At 62.6% G+C, this 12,441-nt stretch carries 10 protein-coding genes; 1 reads left to right on the top strand and 9 read right to left on the bottom strand.

Translation table 11 applies throughout. The annotated features are described in order from the left end of the window. Positions 1 to 30 precede the first annotated feature (30 nt). The 8 genes from OXR00_RS10655 to OXR00_RS10620 form a co-directional block, all read right to left on the bottom strand. Positions 31 to 906, bottom strand: a complete 876-nt coding sequence (locus tag OXR00_RS10655) for a hypothetical protein (RefSeq protein ID WP_267388218.1) — start codon at positions 904 to 906, stop codon at positions 31 to 33. Positions 907 to 2,076: 1,170 nt separating this feature from the next. Then, entirely contained in the window at positions 2,077 to 2,757 is a 681-nt protein-coding gene (locus tag OXR00_RS10650; protein ID WP_267388217.1) for a cell wall hydrolase, read from the bottom strand. Positions 2,758 to 3,125: 368 nt separating this feature from the next. After that, positions 3,126 to 4,490: an MFS transporter gene (locus OXR00_RS10645; protein WP_267388216.1), complete on the bottom strand. Its 1,365-nt coding sequence runs from the start codon at positions 4,488 to 4,490 to the stop codon at positions 3,126 to 3,128. Positions 4,491 to 4,537: 47 nt separating this feature from the next. Continuing rightward, on the bottom strand, positions 4,538 to 5,377 hold the full coding sequence (locus OXR00_RS10640) for a fumarylacetoacetate hydrolase family protein (RefSeq protein ID WP_267388215.1): 840 nt from the start codon (positions 5,375 to 5,377) through the stop codon (positions 4,538 to 4,540). Between the two features lie 42 nt (positions 5,378 to 5,419). Then, a complete protein-coding gene (locus OXR00_RS10635; protein WP_267388214.1) occupies positions 5,420 to 5,866 on the bottom strand; it encodes a heme-binding protein in 447 nt (148 codons plus the stop codon). Next, entirely contained in the window at positions 5,863 to 7,428 is a 1,566-nt protein-coding gene (locus tag OXR00_RS10630) for a bifunctional 3-(3-hydroxy-phenyl)propionate/3-hydroxycinnamic acid hydroxylase (protein ID WP_267388213.1), read from the bottom strand. Before OXR00_RS10630 ends, OXR00_RS10635 begins: the two co-directional genes overlap by 4 nt. A gap of 136 nt (positions 7,429 to 7,564) precedes the next feature. Further along, positions 7,565 to 8,473, bottom strand: a complete 909-nt coding sequence (locus tag OXR00_RS10625; protein WP_267388212.1) for a VOC family protein — start codon at positions 8,471 to 8,473, stop codon at positions 7,565 to 7,567. Further along, positions 8,473 to 9,483 carry an ABC transporter substrate-binding protein gene (locus tag OXR00_RS10620; protein WP_267388211.1) on the bottom strand — a complete coding sequence of 337 codons (1,011 nt, stop codon included), beginning with the start codon at positions 9,481 to 9,483 and terminating at the stop codon, positions 8,473 to 8,475. The genes OXR00_RS10625 and OXR00_RS10620 overlap by 1 nt, the downstream gene beginning before the upstream one ends. A 96-nt stretch (positions 9,484 to 9,579) precedes the next feature. Between OXR00_RS10620 and OXR00_RS10615 the strand changes: the two genes are divergently transcribed. Then, positions 9,580 to 10,515 (top strand): LysR family transcriptional regulator, encoded by a 936-nt coding sequence (locus OXR00_RS10615; protein WP_267388210.1) that lies wholly within the window; start codon positions 9,580 to 9,582, stop codon positions 10,513 to 10,515. Here the strand turns inward: OXR00_RS10615 and OXR00_RS10610 are convergent. Then, on the bottom strand, positions 10,503 to 11,966 hold the full coding sequence (locus OXR00_RS10610) for an alginate export family protein (RefSeq protein ID WP_267388209.1): 1,464 nt from the start codon (positions 11,964 to 11,966) through the stop codon (positions 10,503 to 10,505). The genes OXR00_RS10615 and OXR00_RS10610 overlap by 13 nt on opposite strands. Between the last annotated feature and the right edge of the window lie 475 nt (positions 11,967 to 12,441).

The raw sequence follows: 12,441 nt of genomic DNA, 5'->3' as shown, positions 1-12,441 counted from the left end.
CAGCCTCAGGGTCCGCCCGTACAAAATCCCCTAGAATGGTGGTGGGATGGCGCGCTGCAAACGCATTCTGACGATCCGTCCATCAACTATCACGAGGCCGGCGATCCAATCACCGCCGAGGAACACTGTCATGCCCCGGGCCACACGACTTTTAGTAGTCTTAAGGTCAGAAGCTTTAAGGATATTAGGAAATGCTGTCTCTGAAGGACCGGCGAACGTCGCTTCACCGATTGGAAGCGATGCCAGAGCTTTCTTGGCGTCGTTTATGATGCGCAGGCCGGGTACTGGGGTTAGTTCGGGATGCTCTCGCTGAAATGCGAGCATCTCGGGACCTTCTTTATCCACGAGCGATAACGAGTAGCCCAACGGTCTGCCCTTTTTAGCAGCCTCGCTAGCCGCTGCTAGCAGGCGGACTGCCTCGAGAGCGCTCTGTTTTTCCTCGAGGCTTGGAATAAAGAACGCATATTTTGGCGCATTGCAGGCCAAAGCTCCGCGCGCCTCCCCAATCCAACGATAGGCTACCTCGGTTGTCAGGTTGATCGGACGTCCACCAGACGCACTCGAATTTTCTGGGCGGCTAACTGGCTGAAGGTAAGTGGTAGCGATAGTCCGTTGGCAGAAGCCTGATTGCTCACTCAACAAGGGCTTGAGGTACAGTTTAACCCGTGTGGGGACGACTCCGCCAGGCGGCGGTGGCGGCTCCATGCCCTGTGCGCCTACAACAACTTCCAAGACAGGCAGGTGTCCGGGAGCGAGTAAAGCGTCGCCTAAGGCCTGTGGCGGAAGCGCTTTCGCTTCTTCCGGGCTTATTGATGGTCCTTCAGGTCGTAGTTGAAGCGTGGTCGTTGTCCGGGGCTCTGCCGCGTACAGGGCGGAAGGCACGAGGATCAAGGCAGCCATCGTCATGTGTCGTCGCCACATTATCTTTGTCGCTCCACGCAGCCACCACCGTCTCCTTTTGGAGTCAGTCGAAGGCTCGCGCAACGACGACATCTGGGCGACTGCCGTCGGTTTGTTTTTCTTCCAGACAGACGCCGGCTTGCTATCGGACGACAAGCCCGCAAAATGGCAGCTTGGAACGGACTGCCGCCGCACATTTCCGCGCACGCGCGCGAGGCGTGTTCAATTTCGAACGCTACCCATCATCGACAGAGTCAAGGTGGTGATTTGTTCGGACAAAGCGTTGCATGTTAAAGCCCAGATGCAGTCAGACTCTTATTCATTACTTCTGGCGAAAATAGGGCTGAGGCATTAGCGTTCTCCGCTTTTAAAGAGCCGATGACAAAATGCTCGACCGTAGGTTTCAGAGCGGATCGCTTTCAAATGCGCGGGTACCTCGCAGAAGGCGCGTATCGCAACCTTGTGACACTTGGAGCTGGCTAATTAGGCTGCCTGAGGGACGACCGGCCGCTTCTATGAGTATCGACGTGATCGGAGCGTCTGGAGTTGGGCGACCGCGGAAGGTCCGGTCCTGGTCGGCGATGGTGGGATCGCTGCCCATCCCTTCCCTTCGGCGCAACGACCTACAAAGCGGCATATGGCTGGGCTTGAGATCCCCATTTTCGGCCATCTGTTCAGCTAAAGATCGGGGCAGCCTAGCCTAGATAGTCGAGTGGCTAGCTGCTTCATCATCTCGCGATGGCGCCGAACGCTCGCGACCATTACGTAAAGCCTGAGGAAGACAACGGTCCGTTTTGCGTAGCTCGCAGGTGCGTTTCTCGTTTTTCCCCGTAGTGAGGCGTTCGGTCTATCAGCCGAAAGATTTCTCATGGACCTCCCAATACCATCGGCGGCGCAACAGCGTCACCTGCTGCTGACCGTGCCATCGTCTTCTAGTGTTTGCCGCAGCGGCACCGGTGGCGTCCATGATCAGCAACCTGCCGATCGCGATTGCGCGCGGAAGCGGTGCCGGCGTCTCCGTCGCCTTCCTGATTGCCGGCGCTATCCTGATCGCCTTCACCACCGGCTAATCGTTCAGTATCAGGCGTTCTAAAGTGACCGCGCAACGGGTTGAGGTCGTGGAATCTGTGTGAGAACACGGGCCGAACGCTACGCCGGATGTTCCAGGCTCATTCTTTAGCCGACTTTGCGTATGTAGAAGAGGTGCGGACCGACTTGGGCGACCTTCGTCATTGAATTGCGCCAGTAGGGAACGATCCAATCAGCATGATAGTGCGTCGCTTTACCAACGTCGACGAACACCGCTCCGGCTAACGCGCGACGCGCAGCTCGCTTGGCCAGCGACCAACCGACATGCACCGGCCGGCGCTGGAGTGAACCATCGCAGGTGAAGGAGAACTGGCACCCGGCCGGGCGGCCAGAGCCTTGATATACGACTCCGCAAATTGTTGCTGGAAAGCCAGGCGCACGCAGCCGATTGAGAATCACTTGCATCACCGCACGCTGTCCACGTCCATCGTCGCCGGCTTCGTAGAGCCCCGCTGTCGCCAGACACTCGGCAGCCTGTTCGCGTGCAGCGCGGCCGCCGCGAAAATAGAAGGCCTCGGCGCTCACGAGTCGATCCGTCTGAATTGACACCGATGCATTTGAGGCCCGGGCCTGCGCCACCGTCATTGGCTCAGCAACATTCAACTCGTGCGGCGTAGGCAGCAGCGTGGCCACTACCAGTAATAGGATGCCAGCCGCAGCGAGCAGCAGCAGCAGCCCGCGTTCGGGCGCACCGTTGCGCTTGGCGCTCCGCTTTCGAGGGCGCTGGCGCCGCGCAGGCAACAAAGACTTTTTTGATCGCTGCGGCACGATCTTTTCCTAGCTGCGGATATGCCGAGAGGCACGCAAACACGGAAGATTGACATACGAGTTGAGACGTGGACCTCCGCAATCGATGCCGAGGCTTGCTTTCACCTACTCGCGCGCTGCACACTCGACCCAGAATTGGACGTTCCAACCGAGCTGTCCGCGATCAAAACTTCGATCATTTGTTCATATCGGGCGGCTGCCTTTTGGAAAGCTAGATCAGCCGCCCTCACGTCCTATTGCTTGTCAGTAACTCTTGGCAAGATCGCCGGTGGCGGGTCGAGAGTCTTTCCAAGGATCAGGAGTTCGTCTGCCACTAAGCATCACCGACCACCTTCAGGATATCTCGCAACTGCCCAGTGGAAGGATGATCAGTGCCCCGTCTGGAGCGGCGTCGGACCAGCACGATGGGGAATATCGTACCCGCTCCGATTACTGCGCCTCCTGAGCGTGGCGATAACCAGCGCGGCGAAAACTTGGGCGCCGGCTAGCATGGCCAACGTCAGCCACAAGGCGTCATGCGATCCTTGCATTCGGCCAATCAGGATCGGACCTGCTACCCCGCCAACGCGGCTGAACGCGACTGCGGTACCGACGCCAGTTCCGCGCAGCCGTGTCTCGTAACTCGCCGCCGTGAAATTGTTCATGACGGCTTGGGTTCCGAATACAAAGAACCCCGCGCCCGCCACTGCCGCGAATGCGAAGCTGCCGTGAATAGTGAATGCAAGCAAGATCAGCGAGGCCGCCGCACCAAGGAACCCGACGGCCATGACCGCAACCCGGTCGACGCGATCGGCCGACCAGCCGGCAACGGCGCCGCCCAGGATCTGCATGGTCATGAGCAACGTGCCATACCCGAAGGCCGTCTGCACCGCAGCGCCCTCGTGAAGCAGAATAGAGGGGAGCCAAGCGGTCAGGCCGTGCAGGCAAAAAAGGCTGAGCGCGCTTGCCAACCAGATGGCGATCGTCGTCGCGCGGTGATCGCGGTCGAACAGCGTGGCGATGCCACCGCCTCGCTCCACTATGCCGGTCTCGAAACCGCTCGCCTGCCGATAGATCGACGCACGATCCGGCCGCGCCCTGGCTAGCACCGTCGCGACTCGGGTCCAGTCGCCTCGCGCGGCGAGAAAACGCACAGATTCCGGCAGCACCGCGTGGCACAGCAGCGCGATCAACAGCGCGGCCGAGCCGACGAAATAAAGCGAATGCCAGCCAAAGTTTGGCGCCAGGGTAAGCCCGGCGATGCCGGCGAAGATGCCGCCAAGCGAAAATGGCAGCACGAACGAGATGGTCGCATAACGGTTCGCGTAGCGCGCCGGCGCCCATTCATTGATGTAGACAAACGCGATTGGCGACAGCATGCCGAGCGCAATCCCCAGGCCGGCGCGTAGAGCGCAGAAGACGACGAAGCTGTGCGCCAGCAGTGCAAGCGCGAGGCTGGCGAGCCCGAGCAGCCAAATCCCGGCGAGCATCACCCGCCGGCGCCCGAAGCGATCGGCAAGCGGACCTTGCAGCAGGGCGCCGATTGCCAGTCCGGCGATGCCAAGCGACAGCATCAGCCCGATCTGCTGGCTGGAAAGGCTCCACTGCGCCTTCACATAGGGAGCAACATACGCGGCGTTAAAAAGATCATAGCCGTCGATGAACAACACGGTCCCGATCAACGCGGCAAAGCGGATATGTGCCCCCGACAAGGGAGCCTCTGCCATCTCTTTCTCTACGTCGATCAGGTTCATGTCGCTCTCCTTGTATTTGTCTCTCGCTCGGTCGATCGGGCCTGTGTTCAGGCTTCGTCGATGACCGGGTTGGTCAGCGTGCCGATGGCGTCGATGGTGATCTCGACGGTATCGCCGGCCTTCATCCACACCGGGGGCTGGCGCTTGGCGCCTACGCCGCCCGGCGTGCCGGTCAGGATCAGGTCTCCCGGCGACAGGTTGGTGAAGGTGGAGCAGTAAGCAACCAATTCGGGGATCGGGAAGACCAACTGGTCAAAGCGCCCCTGCTGCATCACTTCGCCGTTTAGGCGGGTAGTGATCGACAGCATTTCGAGCGGCCCGATCTCGTCGGTTGTCACCATCCAGGGTCCGGAGGCGCAGGTGCCGGGGAAGTTCTTGCCGGGGGTGAACTGGCCGGTGTGCCACTGGAAGTCGCGGACCGAAGCATCGTTGGCGCAGGCGAAGCCGGCGACATGATCCATTGCATCCTCGCGGCTGATCCGGCGACCGCCCTTGCCCACGATCAGCAACAACTCGCCCTCATAGTCGAGCATGGTCGATTCCGGCGGGCGGCGGATCGCCTCGCCTGCGGCGATCTGAGTGTCTGCGAAGCGCGTGAAGATCGACGGATGATCGGTCTTGGCCCGGTTGGTCTCCTTGCGATGATCCTCGTAATTGTGGCCGACGCAGAGGATCTTGCCAGGATTGGGGATAATCGGCAGCAGGCTCACCTCGGCGAGCGCCAGTGTCGGCTCCAGCCCCTTGATTGAGCCGGGCAACCAGCTGGCGGCGATTGCCGCCTTGAGATCGGCCGGTGCATCGGGTCGGCAGCCGAGATCGACGATCTGGTCGTCAATCACCGCGCCATAGCTGGCGCGATCGCCGATGCGATAGCTGATGAACTTCATCGGTTGGTTCCTTCGATAAGCGACAGGGAAAAGTCGGCCGTTTTAGCCATGGTGCGAGCCGCCGGGATCGGGGACGAAGCCGACTGCGACGATCCCGGCGATCGCACACGCCTCGTCAATGTCGGACTGATCGCCGCTGATGCCGACGGCACCGACGATCCCGCCGTCGTCGGCGCGGATCAGGACGCCACCAGGCGCGGGAACGATGCGCCCCCCGGTCACCGCCGACAGTGCGGTAAAGAAACAGGGTGAGGCCGCCGCGCGCTCGGCAAGCGTCCGGCTGCCGCTTCCCATGCCGAGTGCGCCATGCGCCTTGGCGGTGGCGATCTCGGCGCGGAACAGGCTGGCCGCTTCGTTCCGCTTCAGCACAAGCGGATGGGAGCCGGCATCGAGCACCACCACCGCCAGCGGCTTGGCATCGCGCGACGCTGCGTGTTCCAGCGCGGCATCGACGATCCGCGTCGCGACCTCCAAGGTTAGGCGGGTCAAGCTGCCACGCTCTCGATCACGGGCGCACCGACGCCGCGCAGGAACGCATCGAGCAGCGGACCGACTTCGGCCGCGGTGCGGGCGGTGCCGAACACATAGAAATCGGGGCGGACGAGCACGGCAACGGCGTCATGCGCCGCCAGCCAGGCTGCCAAAGTGTCCGATTGCAGCGCCTCGATCGAGACGACGCCCCCGCCAAGGCGCTTGAAGGCATCCGCGCTGGCGGCATCGAGCACCGGATCACCGGCAACGAACAGCCGCAGCCCCGCGCCGGTGACATCGTCGAGCAGGTAGGAAAGACCCTCGGCATCCGTTAGCCGCGGCTGGATGAAGCGCTCCCCTGCCCCGGTGCTGGCGGCGAGCACCAGCCCGGTGATGGGGTTGATCAGATCGGCCGCGGTGTGAACAGTTCGCGTCGCCTCACGCTCGCGTATGATTCGGTCGCGAGCCGCGGCAGCGAAGGGGTCGAGTTCGCATATATACTTTCCGGCTTCGATCGCCGCAGAAATGACCGCGCGCACCTGCGGCTCGCGTTCGCCTTGATAGCCGTCGAGCAACGGTGCGCCAGCCAGGTCACGATGCACCAATGCCAGCTTCCAGGCTAAGCTGGCGACGTCGCGCATCCCATGGCACATCCCCTGCCCGAAGAAGGGCGGGGTCTGATGCGCGGCATCGCCCGCGAGGAATACACGGCCGACCTGCCAGCGATCCGCGACCAGTCCGTGGAAGCGATAGGTCGCCGCCCGGACCACCGTATGCGGCAAATCGCCTACCCATGGCGCGATCAACGCGGCGACGCGCTCGGGCGCGCGCATCGCCTCGTCCTGCTCGCCCGGCAGCAGCATGAATTCCCAACGGCGATGATTGCCACGCCCCGGCACGATCGTCGTCGGTCGACGTGGGTCGCACATCATCACCGAGAGCTGCTGGAGATCGGCCCCGATCGGCAAGCCGGCGTAAGGCGGGAAGGTGACCGGCCCGTCCATCTCGACGTCCACCACCAGCCATGGCTCCTCGAACCCGAGGTCAACTAACGACACGCCCAGCATTGCCCGGGTCGGGCTCGACGCGCCGTCGCAGGCGATAACGTGCCCTGCCCGCACCTGAACACCGCCATCGGCACGCTCTAGCGCGATCGTCACGCCATCGGCGTCCTGGTTGAGGCCGATTGCGCTGGCGCCCGTCCAAAAAGTGACGTTGGGCATCGCCGCAAGCCGCTCGCGCAGTAGCGCCTCGAGTTCGGGCTGGTAGAAGAAATAGTCGTTCGACCAACCGAAGCGGCGCGCCTGGCCTGCGGTGCCGAGATAACGCAGGACGCCGCCGTCGGCGCCGATGTGGAGGTGACCCTGGGTGTCGCGCGCCAGCGGCTCGAAACCATCAACCACCCCGGCCGACTGGAAGATCCGCATGACCTCATGGTCGATGTGGACGGCGCGCGGCAGCGGATAAGGATCGGCCTGCTTCTCGACCACCAGCACGTTAAGACCAGCGCGCCCGAGCAGGTTGGCGGCTGCACCACCCACCGGGCCGCAGCCGATGATCACGATGTCGAAGTCCTGCACGTTGATCCTCTCCGCACTGCGTGCTCGCTCGGAAGTTGAGCCTTGAGTGCACCCCGGCTTAACTACGGTCAAATGATGGAAAATGAGATGGTGCCCACGATTGGTGATGGCTAATTGGGGCCACCGGCGGGGTCGCTCAGATCGCCAGCGTGAAAGGGATGGCGAGTTGCGCAGCCTTGCACGCGTCTGACTTGGGGGGCGCGATGCCCCATTGATCGGTGCGGCCTGGCGCCCACGTCCAGTCTTGCGGACCGCCGACCCGGTAATCGTCGTCGACCTGCAGCACCTCGGCGGTATGCTCGACGACGAAGCCGAACGGATCGACGAAATAGGCGAACACGTTGTCGCCCGGCCCGTGGCGCCCCACCCCCCAGGCGATCGGGAAGCCGTTGTCGACCAGCCGGCCGGAAGCGACCATCACCCCTTCCCAACTGGGGAGGAGGAAGGCGACGTGGTTGAGCGTGTCGACCGGCGCCTGCGCGATCACCACGCTGTGGTGATCGCTGTTGGTGCGCACGAAACCCATCATCTTCGATCGATCGGTAAGGCGGAAGCCGAGCTGCTCCTCGAAAAAGGCGACATCGGCGTTGACGTCGGTGCTGTTGATGTTGACGTGCGCCAGCCGCTCGGGCCGGTCACGCTGCAGCGGCGCCGCGTCCGGCCGATGATCACCGTGGACGATTCTGATGGTGCGCCCGCGCGGATCGGCAAAGGCGAAGCCAGTGCCTCCCGCAGACTCGTTGGTTATAAGGCCGAGCGGCGTGACCATGGCGAGGCCCGCCTCCCTGATCCGTGCTGCCAGTCGCTCAAGCGCCTCCGCAGATGCGGCGCGAAACGTCATGTCGCGGATTGCCGCGACGCCACCGGCTCGCAAGCCGAGCAGATAGGGATCGTCACCCGTGCCGCGCAGCCACAGCCGATCATCGTCACGCTCCGCGACGGAGAGCCCCCAGACTTCGGTGTAGAAGGCCTCGGCCCGCGCCAAATCAGGTACCTGGAACTGGACGCTGCGCAGGCTCTCGATCAAAAAGTTGTTAGAAGTCATTATTGTGGTCCGCTGCTCGGGGGAAGATCGTCGGCGCCAGCGAGATCGGCAAACAAGGCCTCGGGCGCGAGCCGATGCTTGGTAAGTCCATCGGCTTCGGCGTAGCGCAGGATTGCCTCCAGCGCGGCGCGATTGGCGGGAACGCCATAGCTCCACGGATCGCCGCCGAGTTCGGCGAGCGTTCGTGTGCGATCGGCCATTAGCCAGGGTGAGGCTATCTTGGGATAATCGCGATCTGTGAGATCGCTGCTCGCGAGCTGCCGTGCCCGATCGAACGCGTCGAACAGCGCCTTTGCAAGCCGCGGTGCTGTCTCGACACAGCGCCGCCTCAGCACCAGCAGGTGCATGATTGGAAAGATGCCGGTGTCGCCGAACCAGGCGCGCTCAGCCGCGCGATGATCGGGCCAGAGTCGCGCCACGCGCGGGTCGCCACGGGTGAACAGCGCCGGGGCGGTCGGGCTGATCACGCCATCAATCGCGCCTTCCTCGAGCAGGGCATTGAGCGTTTGCGTCGACCGCCGTACGGAGATTGACGGCGGCAGATCGAGCGTGGCGCGATCCTCGAGCACTGGGGTCGACAGGCCGCCGGTGATCCATTCAATGCTGGAGCGTTCGACGCCATAGCCATCGGCAAGGATCCCGCGAACCCACAAGGCGGCAGTCTGGTGAAAGTCGATCACCCCAATCCGACGACCGGCCAAATCCTGAGGCGAAGCGATGCCGCGATCAGTGCGTACATAGACATTCCCGTGGCGGAACGCGCGCGACACGAAGATCGGCAAGCCGACATACGCGCCATTGCCAGCCGCAACCGCGGCGATATGGCTGCCAAGCGAGAACTCGCACACGTCGAACGTTTGGTCGCGCAGCACCGAACGGAACAGCGCCTGCGGTTGTCGGCAGCTGATCGCCAGCGTCGCACCGTCGACATCGACACGGCCATCGAGCAGCGCCTCGATCCGGTCGGAGAAGGCGAGTCCTGCGCTCAGTGACAACGTTGAGACAGTCATATTGAGGGGCTTCCGTGTTCCGACATGGCGCGGCGTTGACACAACCTTTGATACACGGTCAAATGATCGAAATACTGTGAGTACAAAGGTTTCCCTATGGCTGTCGATGCCACGCAAATCGCAAACCTGCTCGCGATCGCGCGCACTGGCTCCTTCACCCGCGCGGCTGCCGAAAAGGGCATGTCGCAGCCGGCGCTTTCGAACAGCATCGCACTGCTGGAACGCCGGCTCGGCGTGCCAGTTTTGACGCGAAGCCGACGCGGCTCCGAACTTACGCCCTATGGCGAGATCCTCGTGCGCCGCGCCGAGGGACTGCAGGCCTTGCTTACGGACGCGGAGACGGAAGTCCGCCGACGGGTCGACGGTGTTGCCGGACCGTTGCGGATCGGCGCCACACCGAGCGTCATTCCAACCTTGCTCGCTGACACGCTGATCGAACTGATCCGTGACGGCGACCCAGTTGATATCGAGATTCTCGACGGCCTTGATCAGACGCTGGTGCCGATGCTGCGATCCGGCGCGATTGACGTGATCATCGGGCCCGTGGGTGAGATGTTCATGTCAAGCGACGACGTGGTCGAGCGTGTGCTGATGCAAGATCCGTTCGCAGTCGCGGTGGGGTTACTTAGCCCCTTCCGCCAGCATACCGCGGTGACGCTGGCCGAACTCGCCGATGCGCCATGGATCCTACCACGGCCGGGCAGCACCTATCGCAGCCATGTCGAGGCACTGTTCATGACCGCTGGTTTGCCATGGCCGCGCAACTGCATTCTCGCCAACTCGCTCCAGTTGCTGGAAACGGTGGTCGCATCGAGTGACCGGGTCACGATCGTCTCCCCAATTCAGCGTAAGCAGGCCGATGGCGCGCTGACCGTGATCCCGCTCGCCGACGCCGGCAGCCGGACGATTGGCTACAAGGTTCGTGCTTCGGGCCGGCTGTCGGCGCTAGGCGAGCGTCTCGTCAGCCTGCTGTCGGACAACGCGGCCGCCCGTATGCCGACCGACCGCGCCTCAACAGATCAGAAGCGGTAGTCGGCGAGCACTCCGAAATAATTACCATTACGGCCGCCATGCGCCTGAAAGGAGTCAGTCGCCGCGAAGTAGGTTTCGAACAATCGGAACTGCATTCGCTTGGAGAACTGCCACGAGGCATCGAGGTTGAGGTCGGTGCCGATCGCCCGGCTCGATGCGTAAGGCGCGAACGACCCTGACGGGCCGAGGTATACGCCGTCAGCCTTGCTGTTGCGCCACAGGAAGTCGGGGCCGACCAGTACCGTAATGTTGTCGCGCGGCTTGAGCGTCAATGAGGGGTAAAGGTCCATCAGGTTGGACAGGCCGAAGAATGCACCTTCTGTGATCAGCGACGATCGGCCGAAAGCTGCAACGAAGGTCCCGGCTTTGCCGTCAGCCAGATTGTTGTCGCCGCTGAACAGATTGGCGCGCAGGCCCAGCCGTGGCTTGAGCGGCTTGGCTACAAGCGTATAGCCGCCTTCGAACAGGATGGCGTAAGCATCGATATTACCGCCGTTGAAGCTGCCGCTCTGGTGATTGCCCTCGAGATCGAAGTCCCACGCGGGTCCGCGACGCCACAGCCGGCCACCCCAATTATCACGGTGATCGCGGCCAACGCCTTCACGCAAGGTCGCACTGTCGCGATTGACCTCATACCAGTAACCATCGACTCCGAACCCGGCGACGCGATTGGGGGCGCTGACGTAGACGCCGGTGAAGGTGGACGCGTGATTGGGGTTGTCGTCAAACGTGCCTGGTTGGATCGCCACAGGCCGCAAGCCGAATACATCCACCGACACCTTGCCCGGCAGGATGTAGGTGGCGCGAACTCCCTGAAAGGTGAAGCGGGTATTCAATCCCTCGCGCGTGTCGACGAGCTTGCCGTTGCCGAGCGGCATCTCGAACCGGCCGGGTCGTAGCGTAATCTTGCCTGCGGAGCCCAGCGGAAGCGTCACATCGACAAACGCCTGAGCTATGTCGAGTTTGTCGCTGTTGGGAGGAGTAACAAACGAGGCGCCGAGATCGCGGTTGTCGCCAAGTTCGACAAACGCGCGAACGTAAGGCCCAACGTGAAGGTCGGCGAGCAGCCGCAGGCGCGACTGCACCGGGTCCTCGCCATCCTTTGCCCGCGCGCCAAGCACGGTGTGGTTCCAATTGGTATAATAGAGCCGCGCCTCACCGCCGAGCGACAGATACACATCGCCTCCCGCGATCGGGATATGACGGATCTTCTCTACCAGCGGCGCGTCTGCTTTGGGTGTCGCCGACCAATCCTCGGTCCAGCGATAGAACTGCGGAAGACCTTGAGGCCCTGGCCGCCCACCCGGCAGGACCTCGGCAGGACGCGGCTGCGATTTTGGCGGCCGCAACCCGGTCATCGACTGCGACGCCAGCGGTCCGCCTGACTCGGTCGTCTGCGGCGAATTAGGGGGAACGCTCTGCGCTTGCGCGACCTGGGCGGCGAAAACCAACGCTGACAAACCTACCGGGGTCATGAGCACACGTAGTGTGGAACGCCCATATCTTCTTACCACAGTCAAAGCTCTCCGTGCCGGGCGTTCGCCGGTCTTCTTGTGGTGTCGTCATGCATGCCGGCGGGCCAAGAACGATTGCTCTCGGCCGGTCCACTAACCGGTAGTTACCGGCCGGCAGCCCGTTGCAGCCGTTGCTGCCAAGTGGAGACTTGATGTCACCGGCGCCGCTCGTACGTCCAATGATCGATTGGCGATTGGTGCCGAGATTTACTTATGGCTCACTCGTGGCCGGAGCGAATCAGCTCGCCGGGCCTGCGCGACGATTTCATCGTTCAGAACCTATGCCCTGATGTACTCTTTCGCGTTCTCGAGAAATCCTGCCGTTGAGGCTATCACCCGCCCCATCAATTCCACGGCTTCGTTTAAGTTGCTCAACGACCGCACTGGAATAGGTCGGAGCTAGAGACATGAC

It is taken from the genome of Sphingomonas sp. GC_Shp_3 (assembly GCF_026540945.1).
Taxonomy (GTDB): domain Bacteria; phylum Pseudomonadota; class Alphaproteobacteria; order Sphingomonadales; family Sphingomonadaceae; genus Sphingomonas.
Note: the sequence above shows the minus strand (reverse complement) of the source record. Positions and strands in the feature narration are given on the sequence as shown.